The organism is Pseudolysinimonas sp. (genome assembly GCF_057350545.1).
In genome coordinates, this window is record NZ_JBMRCP010000040.1 from 1 (window position 1) to 19,587 (window position 19,587).

Annotated in this window: 21 protein-coding genes and 1 pseudogene; 9 read left to right on the forward strand and 13 right to left on the reverse strand. The window is 70.3% G+C overall.

Annotated features, from left to right (window positions below; all coding sequences use genetic code 11):
• From ACO1X9_RS05275 to ACO1X9_RS05285, 3 genes are all read right to left on the reverse strand, one after another.
• Nucleotides 1-474 (reverse strand): alpha-ketoacid dehydrogenase subunit beta (locus ACO1X9_RS05275; RefSeq protein ID WP_486349800.1); only part of this gene is annotated, 474 nt, incomplete at its 3' end.
• Between the two features lie 14 nt (nucleotides 475-488).
• Nucleotides 489-1,607, reverse strand: coding sequence for a thiamine pyrophosphate-dependent dehydrogenase E1 component subunit alpha (locus ACO1X9_RS05280; RefSeq protein ID WP_486349781.1), 1,119 nt, complete (start codon nucleotides 1,605-1,607; stop codon nucleotides 489-491).
• Nucleotides 1,608-1,612: 5 nt separating this feature from the next.
• A complete protein-coding gene (locus ACO1X9_RS05285) occupies nucleotides 1,613-2,698 on the reverse strand; it encodes a histidinol-phosphate transaminase (protein ID WP_486349782.1) in 1,086 nt (361 codons plus the stop codon).
• Nucleotides 2,699-2,797: 99 nt separating this feature from the next.
• On the opposite strand from ACO1X9_RS05285, the gene ACO1X9_RS05290 reads away from it, so the two are divergent.
• On the forward strand, nucleotides 2,798-3,205 hold the full coding sequence (locus ACO1X9_RS05290; protein WP_486349783.1) for a phage holin family protein: 408 nt from the start codon (nucleotides 2,798-2,800) through the stop codon (nucleotides 3,203-3,205).
• 4 nt (nucleotides 3,206-3,209) lie between these two features.
• Here the strand turns inward: ACO1X9_RS05290 and ACO1X9_RS05295 are convergent, their stop codons facing one another.
• The gene (locus ACO1X9_RS05295; RefSeq protein WP_486349784.1) at nucleotides 3,210-4,664 is read right to left on the reverse strand and encodes a hypothetical protein; all 1,455 of its coding nucleotides are present in this window, start codon (nucleotides 4,662-4,664) and stop codon (nucleotides 3,210-3,212) included.
• Nucleotides 4,661-4,915, reverse strand: a complete 255-nt coding sequence (locus ACO1X9_RS05300; RefSeq protein WP_486349785.1) for a hypothetical protein — start codon at nucleotides 4,913-4,915, stop codon at nucleotides 4,661-4,663. Before ACO1X9_RS05300 ends, ACO1X9_RS05295 begins: the two co-directional genes overlap by 4 nt.
• Nucleotides 4,916-5,027: 112 nt before the next feature.
• On the opposite strand from ACO1X9_RS05300, the gene ACO1X9_RS05305 reads away from it, so the two are divergent.
• On the forward strand, nucleotides 5,028-5,552 hold the full coding sequence (locus ACO1X9_RS05305) for a low molecular weight protein-tyrosine-phosphatase (protein ID WP_486349786.1): 525 nt from the start codon (nucleotides 5,028-5,030) through the stop codon (nucleotides 5,550-5,552).
• The gene (purB, locus tag ACO1X9_RS05310) at nucleotides 5,549-6,937 is read left to right on the forward strand and encodes an adenylosuccinate lyase (RefSeq protein ID WP_486349787.1); all 1,389 of its coding nucleotides are present in this window, start codon (nucleotides 5,549-5,551) and stop codon (nucleotides 6,935-6,937) included. Before ACO1X9_RS05305 ends, purB begins: the two co-directional genes overlap by 4 nt.
• A gap of 49 nt (nucleotides 6,938-6,986) precedes the next feature.
• Here purB and ACO1X9_RS05315 read toward each other — a convergent pair whose 3' ends face one another.
• Together ACO1X9_RS05315 and ACO1X9_RS05320 are read right to left on the reverse strand one after the other, a co-directional pair.
• On the reverse strand, nucleotides 6,987-7,235 hold the full coding sequence (locus tag ACO1X9_RS05315; RefSeq protein WP_486349788.1) for a hypothetical protein: 249 nt from the start codon (nucleotides 7,233-7,235) through the stop codon (nucleotides 6,987-6,989).
• On the reverse strand, nucleotides 7,232-7,822 hold the full coding sequence (locus ACO1X9_RS05320) for a DUF308 domain-containing protein (RefSeq protein WP_486349789.1): 591 nt from the start codon (nucleotides 7,820-7,822) through the stop codon (nucleotides 7,232-7,234). The genes ACO1X9_RS05315 and ACO1X9_RS05320 overlap by 4 nt, the downstream gene beginning before the upstream one ends.
• Nucleotides 7,823-7,941: 119 nt before the next feature.
• Here ACO1X9_RS05320 and ACO1X9_RS05325 point away from each other — a divergent pair, with 119 nt between their 5' ends.
• On the forward strand, nucleotides 7,942-9,066 hold the full coding sequence (locus tag ACO1X9_RS05325; RefSeq protein WP_486349790.1) for a TRAFAC clade GTPase domain-containing protein: 1,125 nt from the start codon (nucleotides 7,942-7,944) through the stop codon (nucleotides 9,064-9,066).
• Entirely contained in the window at nucleotides 9,063-9,398 is a 336-nt protein-coding gene (locus ACO1X9_RS05330) for a hypothetical protein (RefSeq protein WP_486349791.1), read from the forward strand. Before ACO1X9_RS05325 ends, ACO1X9_RS05330 begins: the two co-directional genes overlap by 4 nt.
• A 3-nt stretch (nucleotides 9,399-9,401) precedes the next feature.
• On the opposite strand, the gene dnaB is transcribed toward ACO1X9_RS05330, so the two are convergent.
• The 6 genes and pseudogenes from dnaB to ACO1X9_RS05360 form a co-directional block, all read right to left on the reverse strand.
• A complete protein-coding gene (gene dnaB, locus ACO1X9_RS05335) occupies nucleotides 9,402-10,784 on the reverse strand; it encodes a replicative DNA helicase (protein WP_486349792.1) in 1,383 nt (460 codons plus the stop codon).
• A 464-nt stretch (nucleotides 10,785-11,248) separates the two neighbouring features.
• Nucleotides 11,249-11,701 carry a 50S ribosomal protein L9 gene (gene rplI, locus ACO1X9_RS05340; RefSeq protein ID WP_486349793.1) on the reverse strand — a complete coding sequence of 151 codons (453 nt, stop codon included), beginning with the start codon at nucleotides 11,699-11,701 and terminating at the stop codon, nucleotides 11,249-11,251.
• Between the two features lie 3 nt (nucleotides 11,702-11,704).
• A complete protein-coding gene (gene rpsR, locus ACO1X9_RS05345) occupies nucleotides 11,705-11,971 on the reverse strand; it encodes a 30S ribosomal protein S18 (protein WP_449056638.1) in 267 nt (88 codons plus the stop codon).
• Between the two features lie 35 nt (nucleotides 11,972-12,006).
• The gene (locus tag ACO1X9_RS05350) at nucleotides 12,007-12,525 is read right to left on the reverse strand and encodes a single-stranded DNA-binding protein (RefSeq protein WP_486349794.1); all 519 of its coding nucleotides are present in this window, start codon (nucleotides 12,523-12,525) and stop codon (nucleotides 12,007-12,009) included.
• A gap of 107 nt (nucleotides 12,526-12,632) precedes the next feature.
• Nucleotides 12,633-12,995 (reverse strand): annotated as a pseudogene (gene rpsF, locus ACO1X9_RS05355) (30S ribosomal protein S6); the annotation flags it as partial.
• A 108-nt stretch (nucleotides 12,996-13,103) separates the two neighbouring features.
• Nucleotides 13,104-14,540, reverse strand: a complete 1,437-nt coding sequence (locus tag ACO1X9_RS05360; protein ID WP_486349795.1) for a CCA tRNA nucleotidyltransferase — start codon at nucleotides 14,538-14,540, stop codon at nucleotides 13,104-13,106.
• A 103-nt stretch (nucleotides 14,541-14,643) separates the two neighbouring features.
• Between ACO1X9_RS05360 and ACO1X9_RS05365 the strand changes: the two genes are divergently transcribed.
• The 4 genes from ACO1X9_RS05365 (at nucleotide 14,644) to trxA (ending at nucleotide 19,401) form a co-directional block, all read left to right on the forward strand.
• On the forward strand, nucleotides 14,644-16,338 hold the full coding sequence (locus ACO1X9_RS05365) for a DUF6049 family protein (RefSeq protein ID WP_486349796.1): 1,695 nt from the start codon (nucleotides 14,644-14,646) through the stop codon (nucleotides 16,336-16,338).
• Entirely contained in the window at nucleotides 16,335-17,954 is a 1,620-nt protein-coding gene (gene murJ, locus ACO1X9_RS05370; protein ID WP_486349797.1) for a murein biosynthesis integral membrane protein MurJ, read from the forward strand. The genes ACO1X9_RS05365 and murJ overlap by 4 nt, the downstream gene beginning before the upstream one ends.
• Nucleotides 17,955-17,993: 39 nt before the next feature.
• The gene (trxB, locus tag ACO1X9_RS05375) at nucleotides 17,994-18,995 is read left to right on the forward strand and encodes a thioredoxin-disulfide reductase (RefSeq protein WP_486349798.1); all 1,002 of its coding nucleotides are present in this window, start codon (nucleotides 17,994-17,996) and stop codon (nucleotides 18,993-18,995) included.
• 73 nt (nucleotides 18,996-19,068) lie between these two features.
• Nucleotides 19,069-19,401, forward strand: a complete 333-nt coding sequence (trxA, locus tag ACO1X9_RS05380; protein ID WP_486349799.1) for a thioredoxin — start codon at nucleotides 19,069-19,071, stop codon at nucleotides 19,399-19,401.
• The last annotated feature ends 186 nt before the right edge of the window (nucleotides 19,402-19,587 follow it).

The following is a 19,587-nucleotide window of genomic DNA, read 5'->3' on the forward strand; positions in this document are numbered from 1 at the left end:
GCGGATCGCCTGTTGGATCATCCAGAACGCGTCGTGGCTCGTCGCCGGGCTGATGACGCGCAGTCCCGCGGTGTGGGCGAAGTACGCCTCGGGGCTCTCCTGATGATGCTCGACCGCGCCGATGTGGCCGCCGTAGGGGACGCGGATGACGACGGGGAAGCTCTGTGTGCCCTCGTGGCGGAACGTGAGCTTCGCGAGCTGCGAGGTGATCTGGTCGAAGCCCGGGTAGATGAACCCGTCGAACTGGATCTCGCACACCGGCCGGAACCCGCGCATCGCGAGGCCGATCGCCGTGCCGACGATGGCGGACTCGGCGAGCGGGGTGTCGAGCACGCGGTTCTCGCCGAACTCGTTCTTGAGCCCCTCGGTCACGCGGAACACCCCGCCGAGCGTTCCGATGTCCTCCCCCATGAGCAGCACGCGGTCGTCGGCGGCCATCGCGGCGCGGAGTCCCTCGTTGATGGCCTTCGCCATCGTCAGCGTTTCACTCACGCGGAGCCCTCCTCGAAGGACGCCTCATACGCGGCGAGCCAGGCGCGCTGCTCGTCCATGAGCGGATGCGGGTCGCTGTAGACGTTCTCGAAGATCGCCGCGCCCGGCAGCTCGCCGAGCGTCTGGGTGCGGGCGCGCACGTCGGCGGCGAGATCTTCGGCTTCGCTCGCGACGTCGGCGAAGAACGCGTCGCCCTCGCCCTTCGCGCGGAGGTACGTCTCGAAACGCGTGATCGGATCGCGTTGCGACCAGAACTGCACGTCGTCGTTCTCGCGATACTTCGTCGGGTCGTCGCTCGAGGTGTGCGCGCCCATGCGGTAGGTGAGCGCCTCGATGAACCGCGGGCCCTTGCCGGAGCGCGCGTCGTCGAGGTACTGCGCGCTCACCGCGTAGGAGGCGAGCACGTCGTTGCCGTCGATCTGGGTCGACGGGATGCCGAAGCCCGCCGGGCGCAGATAGAGCGGGGTGCGCGACTGGCGCTCGACCGGCACCGAGATCGCCCAGTGGTTGTTCTGCAGGAAGAACAGGATCGGCGCCTGGTAGCTCGCGGCGAAGATGTACGCCTCGTTGACGTCACCCTGGCTCGTCGCGCCGTCACCGAAGTAGGCGACGACGGCGGCATCCGTCTCGAGGTCGCCGGTGCCCGACGTGCCGTCGAGCGTCATGCCCATCGCATAGCCCGTCGCGTGGAGCGACTGCGACCCGATGACGAGGGTGAAGAGGTGGAAGTTGCCGGTCTGCGCCGGGTCCCAGCCGCCGTGGCTCAGCCCGCGCAGCATCTCGATGATCTTCATCGGGTCGAGCCCGCGGATACGCCCCACGGCGTGCTCGCGGTAGGCGGGGAAGATGTGGTCCTGCGCGCGCGCGGCGTAGCCGGACCCCACCTGGGCGGCCTCCTGCCCGAGCGAAGGGATCCACAGCGCGAGCTGACCCTGCCGCTGCAAGTTGCCCGCCTCGATGTCGAAGCGGCGGATGACCACCATCTGGCGGTGGAAGTCGCGGAGCTGATCGTCGGTGAGGGCCGCGACCCGCTCGAGATAGGGAGCGGTGGCGTCGGTCTCGACGAGGGAGCCCTCCGGCGACAGCAGTTGGAGCGTCGCCTCGGTGTAGGACATGCTGCCTACCCTAACCGCGCGTTCTCGGCGGCTTTCGGGAGGGTCTCGACAATCCGCGCCGCGGAACGTAGGAGTCTCTCGACAGAGGCGTCTTCCCCGATCGACACCCGCACCCCTTCGCCGGCGAACACACGGCCGACGATCCCGTCGTCTTCGAGCACCGCGGCGACCGCCGAGGTCTCGTCGCCCGCGGCGATCCAGACGAAGTTGCCGTGCGGCTCGGGAACCAGGAGTCCGCCGCTCGTCAGCTGCTCGTAGACGTGGGCCCGGCGGGCGATCAGGTCGTCGACGCCCGCGAGCAGGTCGGCCTCGACGTCGAGCGCGGCGATCGCGGCGCGCTGCGCGGGCTCGGTGACCGAGAGCGGGATGGCGGCGCTGCGGGCGGCATCCAGGATGTAGGACGCTCCGATCGCCCAGCCGACGCGGAGGCCGGCGAGGCCGAACGCCTTCGAGAACGTGCGCAGCACGACGAGGTTCGGATGCCTCTGCAGCTCGTCGAGGCCGTTGACCGCGTGCGGGTCGGTGACGAACTCGAAGTACGCCTCGTCGAGCAGCACGAGCACGGTCGGCGGAACCTTCGCCATGAACGCCGTGAACTGCGCCGTCGTGATGAGTGTCGAGGTGGGGTTGTTGGGGGTGCAGAGGAGCACGACGCGCGTGCGGTCGGTGATCGCGGCCGCCATCGCGTCGAGGTCGTGGTGACCGCCCGGCAGGTTGGGCACCTGCACGCTCGTCGCGCCGGCGACCATGACGAGACTCGGGTACGCCTCGAACGACCGCCACGCGTAGACCACCTCGTCGCCCGGTCCGGCGGCGGCCTGGATGAGTTGAGACAGGATCGACACCGACCCGGCGCCCACGTGCACCTCGTCGACCGAAACCCCTGCGCGTTCGGCGAGTCGGGCCCGCAGCGCCGTCGCCGCCCCGTCGGGATAGCGGTTGAGGTGCGACTCGCCGATCGCCGCGAGGATCGCGGGATGCGTGTCGTTGGGGTTCTCGTTGCTCGAGAGCTTGAACGCGTCCGCGGCCGCCGGGCGTCCCTGGCGATACGGCGGGAGCGCGGCGATCTCCGGGCGGAGGGTCACGGCCATGTCGTCCAGCCTAGAGTCGGGGGCGCTCGGTGCCGACACGACGACGGGTCCACGCGTCAACTCCTGGCCCCCGACACCGGCACCCGCCATGATGGGCGCATGGGTCGCCTTCTCCTCCGCCTGCTGATCAACGCACTCGCCCTCTGGCTGACGACGCTCATCCTCGCGCCGCACGTCTCGGTGGTGCCGTTCGAGCCGGGCGGGACGCTCGAGTTCGTCATCACGCTGCTGCTCACCGCCCTCATCTTCGGCGTCGTCAACGGCATCATCGGTGGCATCATCCGCGTCGTCGCGTTCCCGATCTACGTGCTCACGCTCGGCCTCATCTCGCTCATCGTCAACGGACTGCTGCTGCTGCTGGTCGCCTGGATCAGCGGCCTGCTCGGCTTCGGCCTCACGATCGACGGTTTCTGGTGGGGCGTTCTCGGGGCACTCGTGCTCGGCGTGATCAGCTGGCTGATCGGCATCCTGCTGCGCCCCTTCACGAAGAGCCAGCGCCGCCGCTGACCCCTCACCCGTCGTCGCGGACGGCACGGTAGCGGAATGCCGTCGCGGTGCCGCCGGGACGCTCGAGGTAGTCGGCGGTGAACGCGTCGAGCGTGCGCACCTGCTCGCGCACGGCGCTCGACTGCGCGTCGTCGACCGCCTCGGCGGTGCGGTCGTAGGCCGAGCGCTGGTGCGCAGGCGCCGCCTCGATGCCGGGGATCTCCGCCCCCTCGCGGAACGCCCTCCGTTCGACCTGCACGAGCGTGTGGTCGAGCTGCGGACCGGCGAGCGCGGGCACGAGATCGTCGGTGTTGCGGATCGCGAGACCGGCGACGCCCTCGGGCACGTCGAGGTGGCCCGCCGGTGCGCCGTGCGTCTCGAGCCCGACGACGTTCCAGTTGCCGGTTCCCGTCGCGGCGGTCGCGAGCAGCCCGCCCTGCGAGAACCCGACGAGCACGACCTCGTCGTCCGCCCCGATCCCCGCGTCGGACATCGCCTCCTCGAGCGCCCGTAGCGACCCCGGCGACTGTCGCGCCACCCCGTGCACGTTGCTCGTGCTGTCCCACGGCTCACCGTCGGCGATCGGCGAGAACGTCTCGGTCGGCCCGACGTAGACGACGTAGCGGGGCGGCATCCCGTCGGCCTCGTAGCGCTCGATGAGCACCTGACCCTGGATGCCTTCGGGGATGCGGCCGAGACGCTCGCGCACCCCGGTCGGCCCCGACGAGATCGTCGCCGTCGACGTGCGCTCGACCGACACCCCCGTTTCACGCAGGAGCCCGAGCGGCGCGCCCGCCGCGGCGACGAGGGCGGCGCCGACCGCGACGTCGCTCCCCGGCGGCCGCGGGAGGAAGGACAGCCACCCGGGGAGCCCCGTGAGACCCAGGGCGGTGTCGTCGATGCTCATCGAGAGCGTCGACACGAAGCTCACGAAGGCGGGGTTCGTGATGAGTTCGGGATGCTCGAGCAGGAAGCGCTTGACCGTCTCGAGCCTGCCGTCGCCCTCGTCGGGGATCGCCGACCAGCCGACGAGCGCGGCGAGCGCGACGAGACCGGGCGAGAGCACGACGAGGGCGGCGAACAGCCGCAGGAGGTCGGCGCCGACGGTCGCGGCCAGGTACGCGCCGACCTCCCGCTGCAGTCTCTCCGCGGCACGCTCGGCGTGCGCGTAGGACTCGGCGGCTCGACCGAACGCGTCGCGCGCACCGGCGCACAGCTCCCGCACGCCCTCGAGCCGCGCGACGACCTCGTCGGGGACGGGCCACCCGTGACGACAGGCGTCGGCGGCGAGCACCCGTCGCACATCGACGTGGAGCTCGCCCTCGAGGGCACGCAGGCGGTCGACCGTCGCGAGCAGCGAGTCGGTCCACACCGCCACCCGGCCGGACGGCGTGATGAGCAGAGAGCCTCCCGGGTCACCCTTCTGCGTGGTGCCGGACGGGTCGCCCTTCGCGCGCGCGAGACCGTCGGACTCGCTCACGGAAGCCCCCCGAGCACGAGCCGCACCTGACGCACGAGGTCGTCGACGCCGTCGGCCGCGAGCGTCAGGCGCCGATCGAGCTCGGCGACGAGCCCCGCGGCCGAGCGCGCCGCCTCCCCCGCCCACTCGTCGTCGAGCACGAGCCGACCGGGTGCGACCTCGACGCGGAGGTGCTGCACCACCGGCTCGAGCAGCGCGAGCTGGCGTTCGAGATCGGCGCGTTGCGCGAGCGGGTCGATCGGAGGAGCCATGGAACGACACTCTCCGGTCGCGCCCGGCGCGGCTCCGACATCCCGTCCTCCTCGGCAGAGGGCGACGGAACGCGGGGCTGTGGAGGAGCAGGGATCGCGGGATGATGGACGCATGGCAGGGCACCCCGAGCACCCGGGACCCGTCTTCCGTGTCTGCTTCGTGTGCACCGGCAACATCTGCCGCTCGCCGATGGCGGAAGCGGTGTTCCGCCGCCTCCTCGCCGCGGGCGGCTACGAGGGCCGCCTCGAGGTGAGTTCCGCCGCGACGGGCGACTGGCACGTGGGCGAACGCGCCGACGCCCGCACGATCTCGACCCTCGCAACGCGCGGCTACGACGCCGCGCAGCATCGCGCGCGCCAGTTCGATCCCGCCTGGTTCGCCGGCCTCGACCTCGTCGTCGTCTTCGACCGCGGACAGGAGCGCACCCTGCGCGAGTGGGCACCCGACGACGCTTCCCGGGCGAAGGTGCAACTGCTCCTGTCGTTCGACGACAGCGGCGTCGGCGCCGCGAGTGAAGTGCCCGACCCGTACTATTCGGATGCCGCCCTCTTCGATTCGGTGCTCACCACGATCGAACGAGCGAGCGTCGCCCTCTTCCGGCAACTGGAGCCGGTCCTTCGACAGGGAGTCCCATGAGCCCGATGCCCCCGCAGCCGCTGAGTCCCCTCGACGGGCGCTACCGCTCCGCCGTCGAGGCCCTCGGAGAACACCTCTCCGAGGCAGGTCTCAACCGGGCCCGCGTGCGCGTCGAGGTCGAATGGCTCGTCTTCCTCACGGAGCGCGGCCTGCTCGGCTCCGCGCCCCTCGACGCCGAGCACGTGCGCGCGTTGCGCCACTTCGCCGCCGAGTTCGGCGCCCCCGAGATCGAACGCCTCGGCGAGCTCGAGGCGACGACGCGCCACGACGTCAAAGCGGTCGAGTACCTCGTCCGCGAGAAGCTCTCCGACCTCGGACTCAACCACGTCGCCGAGCTCGTGCACATCGCCTGCACGAGCGAAGACGTCAACAATCTCTCCTACGCGCTGACGGTGCGTGCGGCCGTCACCGGGGTGTGGCTGCCGAAGGTCCGGGATGTCGTGGCGCGGTTGCGCGAGTTCGCCCTCGCCGAGCGCGCCACACCGTTGCTCGCGCGCACCCACGGGCAGCCGGCGACGCCGACGACCTTCGGCAAGGAGCTCGCCGTGTTCGTGCACCGGCTCGAGCGGCAGCTGCGCCGCATCGAGGCGACCGAGTACCTCGGCAAGTTCAGCGGCGCCACCGGCACCTTCTCGGCGCACGTCGTCACCGACCCCGACCTCGACTGGCCCGCCCTCTCGCGCGAGTTCGTCACGTCGCTCGGCCTCGACTGGAACCCGCTCACCACCCAGATCGAGTCGCACGACTGGCAGGCCGAGCTGTACACCGCGACCGCGCACACCGGTCGCATCCTGCACAACCTCTGCACCGACGTGTGGACGTACATCTCGATCGGCTACCTCTCGCAGATCCCGCAGGCCGGAGCCACCGGCTCGTCGACCATGCCGCACAAGGTCAACCCGATCCGCTTCGAGAACGCCGAGGCCAACCTCGAACTCTCGGCGGCGCTGCTCGACTCCCTGTCGCAGACGCTCGTCACGAGCCGCCTGCAGCGCGACCTCACCGACTCGACGACGCAGCGCAACATCGGCGTCGCCCTCGGGCACTCGCTGCTCGCGCTCGACAACATCCGCCGCGGGCTCGACGAGGTCGCCGTCGCGGGGGATGTCCTCGCCGCCGACCTCGACGGCAACTGGGAGGTGCTCGGCGAGGCGATCCAGACCGTCATCCGCGCCGAGGTCACCGCCGGCCGCTCGTCGATCGCCGACCCCTACGCGATGCTCAAGGAGCTCACGCGCGGGCGTCGGGTGACCGGGGACGACCTGCGCACGTTCGTCGACGGCCTCGACATCGGCGCCGACGCGAAGGCACGACTGCTCGCGCTCACCCCCGCGACGTACGTCGGGCTCGCCGACCGTCTCGTCGACTACCTCGCCGAGGGCTGACGCGTCTCGGTGGTCGAGTAGCCGCGCAGCGGCGTGTCGAGACCCTCGGTCAGTGCCCCGACGGCCGCTCGTCGTCGTGCGGGGGCGTCTCCGGCTTCGAGATCGCGAGCAGGAGCGTCGCGAACACGAGCACCGAGACGACGAACGACGCCCCGAAGAACACGACCGACAGCGTGAGGTTGCGCGTCGAGAACAGCACGCCGACGCCGACGAACGCCGAGAGCACGGCGGCGAGGCCCAGCACCTCGGCCGGACGCGCTCGCTCGCGCCACGTCGGGCGCCGGTTCGGCTCGCTCATGAGGTCACGACGCGAGCCGTGCGGTCGGCGCGCACCGAGATCGCCGAGATGGTCTGCAGCACTCCCGCGATGACCGCCCAGGCGCCGAGCACGCCGATGAGGATCACCGACGAGGTGAGGGTTCCCGCCTGACCCCGCTCCCCGGCGAACGCCTGCACGAAGTCGGGCGGCACCACGATGGCGACGAGGCCCAGCAGCACCGTCACGATGCCGGTCAGGAGCCAGTCACGCGACAGCGGCGAGCGGGAGCGACCCAGGATGCCGCTCGCACCCTCGAGCAGTCCCGTCAGCAGCGCCCACGCGCCGACCAGGATCGCGAGGAACGCGACACCCCCGTTCGGCACCGCGAACGCGACGACGCCCGCGGCGAAGGTGGCGATCGCCTGCATCAGGAACGTGAAACGACGGTCGCCCGCGTAGTCGCTGCGGAGGGTCGCCACGAGGAGCACGACGCTCGACAGCACCGCGAAGGTGCCGAAGGTGAGGAGTCCGAAGAGAGGGGTGTGCTCGAGCGTGAGGGCGATCGTCACGCCGAGGGCGAGAGCCAGGATGCCCCGGGCGAGCTGCGCGATCCAGGCGGCTACCACGCGTGCCAGTCTACGTGCGCGCGACGGGACAGCCCGCGGCCGCGATCGTCGCCTCCGCGTCGGCCGGTGCGAGGCCCTAGGTTGCTGTCGTGCGATCAGTCAGGGTTCATGAGCAACATGTGGCGGTCTTCGGGGAGAGCGGCAGCGGCAAGACCGTGCTTCTCTCGTCGTTCTATGGCCCGACGGTGGAGCCCCGCTTCGGGAAGGAGAACTCGTTTCGCGTGGTTGCGGAAGAAACCGGCCAGGGCAACCGGCTGCGGCGCAACTACCTCGGCATGCGCGATGACGCGGAGGCTCCCGCCGCCACCCGGTTCAGCTCGACGTCGTACGCCTTCGCGGTGCAGCCGAGGGCAAGCAAGAACGCCCGCGCACAGAAGCGGAAGCCGTTCGACGCGATCCGCCTGGTCTGGCACGACTACCCAGGCGAGTGGTTCGAGACGGATGTGAGCGGCCTCGAGGAGCGCCAACGCAAGGTCGAGACTTTCCGCGCGCTGCTCCAGTCGAACGTGGCACTGCTGCTCGTCGACGGACAACGGCTGCTCGACAACGCCGGCGAAGAGGAGCGCTACCTCAAGTCGATGCTCGGCAACGTGCGCACCGGGCTCCTCTCGCTCAAGAACGATCTACTGCCGACCGGCGAACGGCTCGTGCAGTTCCCCCGCATCTGGGTGATCGCGCTCTCCAAGACCGACCTCTTCCCCGAGATGGACGTCGAGCGTTTCAGCGATCTGATGGTCGCGAAGGCGACCGACGAGATCGACGCGTTGCGCGAGGTCATCGAGGAGTTCGTGCAGGTTGAAGCCGCGCTCTCGGTAGGCGAGGACTTTCTCGTGCTGTCGTCGGCCAGGTTCAGCCCCAGCAAGATCGAGGTGACCGAGCGAATCGGCGTCGACCTGATCCTCCCGCTCGCGACGGTGCTTCCCCTCGAGCGCTTCGCACACTGGGGCCGCTCCCGCATCCTCCGCGGGAAGGTGCTCGAGGCGCTGATTGGCGGAGCGGCGCCTCTCGCGCTCGCGCTCGTCCAGCGCGCCACGCTGCTGCCCGGGCCGTTCGGCGTGGCGGCGCGCGCGATCCTGGCCTCCGGGGCAATCGAGGAGGCGACGAAGCTCGTCGGGGACAAGCTGCGGGAGGCCCACGCCGACGCGGTCGCCCGCCACGACTACGTCACGGCGACGCTCACGCGGTTCCAGATGGATCTCGAACGCGGCGAAGACGAGCAGACCCTTCGTCGCAGTCTGCGATGAGGCTGCTCTGGGCGACGCGGGGCCGCGAGTGGGGATTCCGGTTTCTGCGTGACGACATTCCCGGCGATCCGCTCCCCATCTACGAACGTGCATTCGATGGCACCGGCGACGAGTCCGGGGTGTGGCGGGTCGACGCCGACACGGTAGCGGTGCGGGTCCTCGATCCTGAGGATCGCCGCGACCGCGCGGGACGGGCCATCCCCCACGAGATCGTGATCTTCGGTCCACCTGCCGACCGGATCGTGACAGTCGACGACTTCCTGCTGTCGGCGTGGCCGACGATCGCGGACGACTACTCCGCCGTCTGGGATTCTCCCGAGCCCCCGCCCTGACCGCTACGTGCGGGGCATGTCCGCGAAGCGCGAGTACTGCCCCTGGAAGGCGACGGCGACATCGTCGGTGCGGCCGTTGCGGTGCTTGGCGACGATGAGGTCGGCCTCGCCCGCACGCGGGTGGTCGCGCTCGTAGGCCGCCTCGCGGTGCAGCAGGATCACGATGTCAGCATCCTGCTCGAGCGATCCGGACTCGCGGAGGTCGGAGAGCGCGGGCTTCTTGTCGGCGCGCTGCTCGGGGCCACGGTTGAGCTGGGCGAGCGCGACGATCGGCACGTTGAGCTCTTTCGCGAGGAGCTTGAGCGCCCGGGAGAACTCGCTGACCTCCTGCTGACGCGACTCGACCTTCTTGCCGGAGGTCATGAGCTGCAGGTAGTCGACGACGACCATCTTGAGGCCGACGCGCTGGCTGAGCTTGCGGCACTTGGCGCGGATCTCGACGAGCGTCATGTTCGGGCTGTCGTCGATGTAGAGCGGCGCGTCGCCGATCTCGCCGCGCACGCTCGCGAGACGGGTCCAGTCGCGGTCGTCCATGTTGCCCTTGCGCAGGATGTGCATCGGGATGCTGGCCTCGGCCGAGAGCAGACGGGTGGCGATCTCGCTGCGTCCCATCTCGAGCGAGAAGAAGATCGTCGGGAGCTGGTGGTGCACCGCGGCGGTGCGCGCGAAGTCGAGCGCGAGCGTCGACTTACCCATCGCGGGTCGGGCGCCGACGATGATGAGCTGGCCGCCCTGGAGGCCGTTCGTCATCTCGTCGAGCTCGGCGAAGCCGGTGGGCACGCCGTGCAGTGAGCCGTCCCGGCCGCGGGCGATCTCGATCTCTTCGACGGCGGTGTCGATCGCTTCGAGGAGGGGCACGTAGTCATCCGCTTCGATGCCGCCGGTGACCGCGTAGATCTCGGCCTGCGCGTTGTTGACGAGGTCGATGACCTCGCCCTCGCTCGCGTAGCCCATCTGCACGATGCGGGTGCCGGCCTCGACGAGTCGGCGGAGCACTGCCTTCTCGGCGACGATCGACGCGTAGTAGCCCGCGTTCGCGGCCGTCGGCACGAGGCCGGTGAGGGTGTGGAGGTATTCGGCACCGCCCGCACGCCCGAGGAGCCCGCCCTTGGTGAGCTGGTCGGTGACGGCGATGACGTCGGTGGGCTCACCGTGCGAGTAGAGCGTGAGCACGGCGTCGAAGATGACCTCGTGCTTGGGCATGTAGAAGTCGACACCGCGCACGATCTCGGTGACGTCGGCGACCGCGTCGCCGCTCAGCATCATGCCGCCGAGCGCACTCTGCTCGGCGAGCAGATCGTGGGGCGGCGTGCGCTCGCCCTGCCAGCCCGCGCGTTCGCCCTGGCCGCCGGGTGCGTCGGCGAGTCCGAGATGGGCGATGGACATGCGTGAGGACCTCCCAGTGGTCAGGGTATGCGGGCGCACCGACACGACCGTCCGACACCCCGAGAGTCGGCCGGCTGGGGTTCCAGCAACCCCGGACGCGCGAGCCTCGCTCAGGCTAGGAGCGCGTCGGCGGGGGGACAAGCCCGCCTGTGGATGACGTTGTGGGGAATGAGCGGGAAACGCCGGGCATGATGTGAAGAAGTTGTGGAGAGCCCTGTGGGCAACTTTCGGATTCTTGTCGTTATTCGCCTTCTGACCAGGGGTTTTCTATTCCACATGCGGTCTGGGGAAAGAGGCTTGGACTGTTACTTGAGAGTTGGCGACTTGACATGTCACCTGTGGACGGAAATGTGCGCTCGCGGGGCGGGGTACGAGGCCGTTGTCCCTCGTTCGAGGGACACGTTCACGCGCCGTTAACGACGGATGGCGCGCCCCGCGAGGAGCGCGCCATCCGGTGGAACGGGTTACTTCGCGGCGACCACGTCGAGCGTGAGCGCGGCGAGCACGTCGCTGCGCAGACGGACGGTGGCGTCGTAGCGACCGACGCTCTTGATCGCGCTCGTGAGCTCGATCGAGCGCTTGTCGACCTCGCCGAGACCCGCGGCCTTGACCGCGTCCGCGACGTCCGCCGTCTTCACCGAACCGAAGAGGCGACCCTCGCGGCCCGCCTTGACGGCGAGCTTCACGGGGGTGGCCTCGAGCTTCGCCTTGAACGCCTGCGCGTCCTCGAGCGACGCGGCCTCACGCGCGTCGCGCGCGTTCTTCAGCGTCTCGATCTGCTTCTCGGCGCCCTTGGTCCACGCGACGGCGTGCCCCTGCGGGATGAGGTAATTGCGGGCGTAGCCGTTCTTGACGTCGACGACGTCACCGGCGGAGCCGAGGCCGGAGACCTCGGACGTGAGGATGAGCTTCGACATGACTTATCGCCCCGAACCCGCGTAGGGGAGGAGAGCCATCTCGCGCGCGTTCTTGACCGCGCGGGCGATGAGCCGCTGCTCCTGCACCGAGACGCCGGTGATGCGCCGCGCACGGATCTTTCCGCGCTCGGAGATGAACTTGCGGAGCGTGGCGACGTCCTTGTAGTCGATCACGCCCACCTTGATGCTCTTCGCGGGAGCGGCGTTCTTGCCGCCCTTGGGCCCGCGCTTGCGGCGGTCTCCGCCGCTGCTGCTGCTCTTGCCAGCCATTGCTGTTCCTTAGTTCTCGTCGTTCGAGCCGGGGCTCAGAACGGGGTCTCGTCGTTGTAGTTGCCGGGGGTGTTCCAGACGTCGTCGGAACCGCCGCCCGCCTGCGCGCCGCCACTCGGCGCGCCGCCGCTGGGCGCCCACGAGTCATCGCCGCCCGCGGCCACCTGCGAGCGGCCTCCGCCGCCGCCACCCGAGGCGCGCGTCACCTGCGCGGTCGCGTAACGGAGCGAGGGGCCGATCTCGTCGACCTCGAGCTCGATCGCGGTGCGCTTGTTGCCGTCGCGGTCGTCGTAGTTGCGCTGCTTGAGGCGACCGGTCGCGATGACGCGGCTGCCCTTCGTGAGCGAACCGGCGACGTGCTCGGCGAACTCCCGCCAGCAGGACGCGCGGAGGAACAGCGCGTCGCCGTCCTTCCAGTCGTTCGCCTGACGGTCGAACGTGCGCGGGGTCGACGCGATGGTGAAGTTGGCGACGGCCAGCCCGCCCTGCGTGTAGCGCAGCTCGGGGTCGGCGGTGAGGTTACCCACCACGGTGATGATCGTCTCGCCGGCCATGATTACTCCGCGGCCTCGGTCGACGCTTCGGCCGCGGGCGCCTCGGCGGCAGGGGCCTCGGCGGCGGGCGCCTCGTCCGGCTTCGACGCGGCCGGCTTGGCGGGGTTCTTCGCGGCGTGGGCGGCCTTGCGCTCCGCCTTGAGCTCCTGCTCGGCGGCGTGGGCGGCGACCCGGGCGACAGCCTCCTCGGCGCGGAGCACCTTGGTGCGCATGACGGCCTCGGAGAGCTTCAGCTGGCGGTCGAGCTCGACGGTGGCGTCGGAGTTCGCGGTGAAGTTCACGACGGCGTAGATGCCCTCGGTCTTCTTCTGGATCTCGTACGCCAGGCGGCGGCGACCCCAGATGTCGATGTTCTCGATCGTGCCGCCGTCGTTGCGGATCACGTTGAGGAACTTGTCGAGGCTCGGGGCGACGGTGCGCTCATCGATCTCGGGATCGAGGATCACCATCAACTCGTACTGGTGCGTCATTCACCCACCTCCTCTGGTCTCAGCGGCTGCAGTCTTTCTGCAGCAGGAGGGTTATGACTGCGCCCGACAATGCGGGCAACCTGTCGATCGTAGACCAGGAGCGCCCAGCTAGCCAGCTTGGGCGGCCCACCACTCCCGCAGCCGTCGCTCCGCCTCGTCGGCGCCGAGCGGACCCGAGTCGAGGCGCAGCTCCATGAGGAACCGATACGCGGCGCCGACCTCGGGCCCTGGCTTCAGGCCGAGGATGCGCATGATGGCCTCGCCGTCGAGGTCGGGGCGCAGCGCGGCGAGCTCCTCCTCCTCGGCGAGCGCGGCGATCCGTTCCTCGAGATCGTCGTAGGCGAACGCGAGCCGGTCGGCCTTGCGCTTGTTGCGGGTCGTGACGTCGGCGCGCGACAGGATGTGCAACCGCTCGAGTTGCTCCCCCGCATCGCGCACGTACCGGCGCACCGCAGCATCCGTCCACGCGCTCTCGGAGTAGCCGAAGAACCGCAGGTGCAGACGGATGAGGTCGGACACGCCCTCGATCGTGGCCTTGTCGAAGCGCAGAGCCTTCAGCCGCTTCGTCGCGAGCCGCGACCCGAGCACGTCGTGGTGGTGGAAGGTCACCCCGCCGCCGGGCTCGATGGCGCGCGTCGCAGGCTTGCCGATGTCGTGCAACAGCACGGCGAGCCGCAGCACGAGGTCGGGTGCGTGTCCGCGCTCGCGCTCGAGCTCGATCGCCTGGTCGAGTGCCGTGAGGCTGTGCTCGTAGACGTCCTTGTGGCGCGCGTGCTCATCGATCTCGAGCCGCAGCGCCGGCACCTCGGGCAGCACGTGGTCGGCGAGGCCCGTGTCGACGAGAACGCGGATGCCGGCCGACGGCGCGCTCGCGAGCAGCAGTTTGGCGAGCTCCTGCTGCACCCGTTCGGCCGCGACGATCTCGAGGGTCGGCGCCATCCGCCGGGCCGCCTCGGCCGCCTCCGGGTCGAGCTCGAACCCGAGCTGGGCACGGAATCGGGCGCCGCGCAGCATCCGCAACGGGTCATCGCCGAAGGAGATCTCGGGCGCCCCGGGGGTACGCAGCCGTCGGGCGAGGAGATCGTCGAAGCCGCCCGTCGGGTCGACGAGCTGCAGGTCGGGCACGCGGAGCGCCATCGCGTTGACGGTGAAGTCGCGCCGGGTGAGGTCGGCCTCGAGGTCGTCGCCGAACTGCACCTCGGGCTTGCGGCTCGCGCCGTCGTACTGATCGCTGCGGTAGGTCGTGATCTCGCACACGTAGCCGCCCATGCGCACCCCGATGGTGCCGAACCGGCGACCGGTGTCCCAGAGCGTGCGCCCGGTCGGCGCGAGGATCGCCTCGGTCTCGTCGGGCGTCGCCGATGTCGTGAAGTCGAGGTCGATGTCGTCGCCGGTGAGCGCTCGACCGAGGAAGGCATCCCGCACCGTGCCGCCGACCAGGGACAGTTCGTGCCCGGCCGCCTGGAACAGGGTGGCGAGCTCGGCGACCGCGGGTCGGGTCGCGAGTTCGCGCAACCGCTCCATGGCCTCCGCGACGCTGTCCATCCGTCCATTGTCCCGGGTCGGGCCCGGGTGCCGCTCCCCCGCCCACGACTCCGCGGTTTAGGCTCGGGGGCATGACGGCCGAGCGGGATCGAGGCGTCGCGGCGTGCCGGTGAGCCGCCGCGGTGCGGGGGTCGTCGCCCTCCTCGCACTGCTCGCACCACTCGTCGCCACCGTGCCGGCGACCGCGGCCACCCGCTCCCCCGCGGCGACCGACGCCCCGGTCACCGTGAGCGTCGTCGTGCCGATCACGACCCGGGCCGCAGACGGCGGCCTGCTGGACGCCGAGACGCTCGCCACCGCGACGTCGCCCGCGGGGGTCCTGACCCGGGAACTCGACGAGGTGCTCACGACATCCGCGACGATCGCGCTCGACCCGATGATCACGGCGTCGATCCGGGTGCTCGGCTCCGGTGCCCCGGAGTCCGCTCGCGCCTGGCTCGACCGGCTCGCGGCCGCGCCCAACGACGTCTTCCTGCTCGCCTATTCCGACGCCAACCTGAGCGCCCTCGCCCGGGCCGACGCGCTCGCCCTCGCGAACGAGATCGATCTCGACTTCGCGATCGAGCCGTCGGCGTTCGGCCCCGCCGAGACGGCGCCGCCCACGCCGACCGCGGAGCCCACCCCCACGCCGACCGACGACCCCGCCGCTCCGCCGCCGCTGCCCACGAGCGAAGAGCTCCTCTCCTGGCCCGACACCGTGGGGCGCATCGCCTGGCCGGCCGAAGGCTCCACCGTCGGCAGCGACGTCAGCGCCTACGAGGGGGCGGGGTACGACGGTCTGCTGCTGAGCTCGGCGAACCTCTCCGAGACGGCGAGCGCTCGCGTCGAGGTCGACGGGATGCCGGTGCTGGTCGCGGATTCCGCCGCGTCGGAGCTGTTCCGGGAGGCGAGCACGTCGGTCGACCTCGCGACCCGTGCGCAGGCGATCGAGCGGCTCGGGGTCGCCCTGGACGGACTGGCCGCGGCGCATCCCGGTCGCTCCGTCGTGTTGACCCTCGACCGTTTCCCGACCTTCGGCTTCTACGGACTCACCGAGACGTACGCGGCACTCGTCGCGCGGGACGACACCCGCCTCACCGGGCTGTCGGAGGTGCTCGCGACCTCCGGTGCCGCGGCGCGTGTCGTCGACGGCGCGACCTCCGACGTGATCGAGCGCACGCCCGCGTTCGTCGCCGCGCTCGAGTCCGAAGCCGCCTTCGCGACGATCCTCGACGATCCGGCGCTCCTCACCGCGCCGCGCCGCCTGCAGCTGCTCGGGCTCCTCGCCGTGGCCGAGACGACCTCCGACGACTGGTCGACGCGGGCCGCCGAGTTCCTCGCCGCCTCCGCCGAGATCCTCGGCTCGGTGGCGATCGTCGACACCGGAGACCTGCTCGTCGCGAGCAGCACCCCGACCATCCCCATCCACGTCGCGAACGGTCTCGACCTCCCCGTGACGGTGCGCCTCGACGTGCGGCCGCAGCGTCCCCGCATCCGCATCGAGTCGCCCGTCGAGGTGACGATCGAGCCCGGCTCGTCGAAGGCCGTGCGCCTCGAGGCGCAGGCGATCACGAACGGCGACGTCGTCGTCGTCGTGAGCCTGTCGAGCCCGTCGACGGGCGTGCAGATCGGCCAGTCGCGCAGCTTCAACGTCGACCTTCAGGCGCAGTGGGAGACCGTCGGCATCATCGTCGGCGGCGTCGTGGTGCTCGTCTTCGCGGCGGGCATCGTGCGCAACGTCGTCGTGCGCCGCCGCCGTGCGGCCGCAGAACGTGCGGGCGAGGATGCCGGCGCCGCCGGCGAGGGGACGACCGAGTGAGCGCGACCCGGCGGGCGAGCATCGTCCTCGCCGGAGGGACCGTGCTGTCGCGCGTCCTGGGCTTCGTGAGCGCGACCGTGCTCACCCTGGCCGTCGGGCTGAAGGGTCCCGGGCCGAACGCGTTCGCACTCGCCAATCAGCTGCCGACCTACCTCTACGCGATCATCGCCGGCGGACTGCTCTCCGCCGTGCTCGTGCCGCACATCGTGCGTGCCGCGACGCAGCCCGACGGCGGCCAGGCGTTCGTGAGCCGGCTCGTGACGCTCGGAGTCTCGGCGTTCGCGGTCACCACGGTGCTGGCGACGCTCGGCGCCCCGTTGCTCGTGCAGCTCTACTCCCTCGGCGGCGACCAGGCGGCCCTGTCCGGCGGCGGGCTCGAACTCGCGATCACGATGGCGTACTGGTGCCTTCCGCAGATCTTCTTCTACGCCGTCTACGCCCTCATCGGCGAGGTGCTCAACGCCCGCGGCATCTTCGGCCCGTACGCGTGGGCGCCCGTGCTCAACAACGTCGTCATGATCGGCACCCTCGTGCTCTTCATGACCCTCTATGGCACAGAGCCCGCGCACTTCTCCGCGTCGAGCTGGGATGCCGGCAAGATCGGGCTGCTCGCCGGCGGCGCGACGCTCGGCGTGGCCTTGCAGGCGGCGCTCCTCGTGCCGTTCTGGCGACGCACCGGTCTGCGCTTCCGCCCCGACTTCCGCTGGCGCGGCGCGGGACTCGGCGCCCCGGCACGGGCGGCCGGGTGGGTGTTCGGCATGGTGCTCGTCGTGCAGGCGACGAATCTCGTGCAGACGAACGTCGCATCGAGGACCGATCCCGACGACGCCTCGCTCGCCGTGCTGCGCATCACGTGGCTCATCTTCATGCTGTCGCACTCGATCATCGCGATCTCGATCGCGACGCCGTACTTCACGCGCATGAGCCACGCGGCTCGGGATGCCGACATCCCGGCCCTGCGCGCCGACCTCGCTGCTGCGCTGCGCGGGGTCGCGCTGCTCGTGACCGGCTCCGGGGCGGCGCTCGCGGCCGCGGCGCTGCCCTTCGCGGCGTTCTTCGATCCCGACACGGCTACCGTCGTCGCGATCGTGCTGCTCGCGTTCCTCGTCGGACTGGTTCCGTTCAGCACGCTCTACCTCGTGCAGCGCGCGTTCTACGCGCTCGGCGACACCCGCACGCCGTTCGTGCTGCAGGTGGTGCAGGCCGTCCTCTTCATCGGCGGCGCCCTCGCGTTGCTCGCCGCCCCATCGGAGTGGATCGCCGCGGGGATCGGCTTCGTCACCTCGCTCTCGGTCATCGTGCAGGCCGTCGTCGGCGCGGTGATCCTGCGACGGCGCCTCGGCGGCGGCGGCGGCGGCCTCGTGCGACGCTTCGGGGTCTACGCTCTCGCGAGCATCCCCGCTGCGACCGTCGGTGTCGGCGTGCTCTACGTGCTCGGGGGTTTCGTCGAGGGCGGATTCGCGACCGCGGGCCGCGTCGAGGCCTTCGCCTCCACCGCCCTCGTCGGCGCCGCCGCCATCCTCGTCTACCTGTTCGTGCTCTTCGTCATCCGCGCACCGGAAATGACCCAACTACGGTCGCTGCTCCGAAGAAAGAATGAAATAACCCCTCCCTAGGATGTGTTGCATCCGGTGGAGCGAGAGAGAGCGACGACAATGCGGCAAGTAGTGATCATCGGATCGGGCCCCGCCGGCTACACGGCGGCCATCTATGCGGCGCGTGCGAACCTCCGCCCGCTCGTGATCGCGTCGAGCATCGAGTTCGGCGGCGAGCTCATGAAGACGACCGAGGTCGAGAACTTCCCGGGCTTCCCCGAGGGCATCATGGGCCCCGAGCTCATGATGAAGATGCAGGAGCAGGCCGAGCGCTTCGGCGCCGAGATCGTCTACGACGACGTCACGAAGCTCGAGCTCGACGGTGAGATCAAGCGGATCCACCTCGGGAACGGCACGGTCGAAGAGTCGCTCACCGTGATTTACGCGACCGGTTCCGAGTACCGCAAGCTCGGACTCGCCGATGAAACCCGCCTGTCGGGTTACGGCGTCTCGTGGTGTGCCACGTGCGACGGCGCGTTCTTCAAGCAGAAGCGCGTCGCGGTCGTCGGTGGCGGCGACTCGGCACTCGAGGAGGCGACCTTCCTCACCCGGTTCGCCGACAAGGTCTACCTCGTGCACCGCCGCGACTCGCTGCGCGCCTCCGCCGCGATGCAGGAGCGCGCGTTCAACGACCCGAAGATCGAGTTCCTCTGGAACCAGGAGGTCGCCCACATCTACGGCGACGAGAAGGTCACCGGTTTCGGCCTCGTGAACACGGTCGACGGCACGGAGTCGACTCACGATCTCGACGGACTGTTCGTCGCGATCGGCTCCGACCCGCGCACGCACCTCGTGCACGGCCAGCTCGACCTCACCGCCGAGGGCACGATCGCGGTGCAGGGCCGCACGTCGAAGACCAACCTCCCGGGCGTGTTCGCCGCCGGTGACGTCGTCGATCCCACGTACAAGCAGGCGATCACGGCAGCCGGGTCCGGCACCGTCGCGGCACTCGACGCCGAGCACTACCTCGCCGACCTGCCGAACGAGCTGCTCGTCCGCGCCGGCGGCGACCCGCGCGAGCCTGGATCGCCCGTGCCCGACGCCGCCGCGATCGGCGTCTGAACTCACCGAATCCGGGAATGTCGCCCCTCGCGCGGCGGTTCCCCTCACCAGACCTCCAAGGAAAGAAGGAAGAATGTCCACCGCTGTGGCTGTCACCGATGCCTCGTTCGAGAGCGACGTGCTCACCGCGTCGCACACCAAGCCCGTCATGGTCGACTTCTGGGCCGAGTGGTGCGGCCCGTGTCGCGCCGTCTCGCCGATCCTCGACAAGATCGCCGAGGAGAACTCCGACAAGCTCTCGATCGTGAAGCTCGACGTCGAGGCGAACCTCGAGACCGCCGAGAAGTACGGCATCACGTCGATCCCGGCGATGTTCGTCTTCAAGGACGGCGAGGTCGTCAAGCGCGTCATCGGCGCGAAGCCGAAGGCGGCCCTCGAAGCCGATCTGGCCGACTTCCTGGCGTAACCACTCGACACGTCGTGGCCCCTTCCCCGTCCTGGGGGCGGGGCCACGAGCGTTTCGGCGGGTACCCTCGATGCTTATGCAGACGCAGGGCAACAACATGGATCCGTGGTACGGGCTGTATGCCGCCCGTACGGCCGGCCTGTCGGCCTCCGAGGTCCGAGCCCTGTTCGCCGTCGCCAGCCGCCC

Bases quoted from the DNA above. Each gene is read 5' to 3' on its own strand.
- ACO1X9_RS05285 (WP_486349782.1), bottom strand. From the start codon at position 2,698: ATGGCCGTGACCCTCCGCCCGGAGATCGCCGCGCTCCCGCCGTATCGC.
- purB (WP_486349787.1), top strand. From the start codon at position 5,549: ATGAGCCCGATGCCCCCGCAGCCGCTGAGTCCCCTCGACGGGCGCTAC.
- trxB (WP_486349798.1), top strand. From the start codon at position 17,994: ATGCGGCAAGTAGTGATCATCGGATCGGGCCCCGCCGGCTACACGGCG.
- ACO1X9_RS05300 (WP_486349785.1), bottom strand. From the start codon at position 4,915: ATGGCTCCTCCGATCGACCCGCTCGCGCAACGCGCCGATCTCGAACGC.
- ACO1X9_RS05350 (WP_486349794.1), bottom strand. From the start codon at position 12,525: ATGGCCGGCGAGACGATCATCACCGTGGTGGGTAACCTCACCGCCGAC.
- ACO1X9_RS05290 (WP_486349783.1), top strand. From the start codon at position 2,798: ATGGGTCGCCTTCTCCTCCGCCTGCTGATCAACGCACTCGCCCTCTGG.
- ACO1X9_RS05315 (WP_486349788.1), bottom strand. From the start codon at position 7,235: ATGAGCGAGCCGAACCGGCGCCCGACGTGGCGCGAGCGAGCGCGTCCG.
- ACO1X9_RS05330 (WP_486349791.1), top strand. From the start codon at position 9,063: ATGAGGCTGCTCTGGGCGACGCGGGGCCGCGAGTGGGGATTCCGGTTT.
- trxA (WP_486349799.1), top strand. From the start codon at position 19,069: ATGTCCACCGCTGTGGCTGTCACCGATGCCTCGTTCGAGAGCGACGTG.
- rpsR (WP_449056638.1), bottom strand. From the start codon at position 11,971: ATGGCTGGCAAGAGCAGCAGCAGCGGCGGAGACCGCCGCAAGCGCGGG.
- ACO1X9_RS05305 (WP_486349786.1), top strand. From the start codon at position 5,028: ATGGCAGGGCACCCCGAGCACCCGGGACCCGTCTTCCGTGTCTGCTTC.
- ACO1X9_RS05360 (WP_486349795.1), bottom strand. From the start codon at position 14,540: ATGGACAGCGTCGCGGAGGCCATGGAGCGGTTGCGCGAACTCGCGACC.
- dnaB (WP_486349792.1), bottom strand. From the start codon at position 10,784: ATGTCCATCGCCCATCTCGGACTCGCCGACGCACCCGGCGGCCAGGGC.
- rplI (WP_486349793.1), bottom strand. From the start codon at position 11,701: ATGTCGAAGCTCATCCTCACGTCCGAGGTCTCCGGCCTCGGCTCCGCC.
- ACO1X9_RS05280 (WP_486349781.1), bottom strand. From the start codon at position 1,607: ATGTCCTACACCGAGGCGACGCTCCAACTGCTGTCGCCGGAGGGCTCC.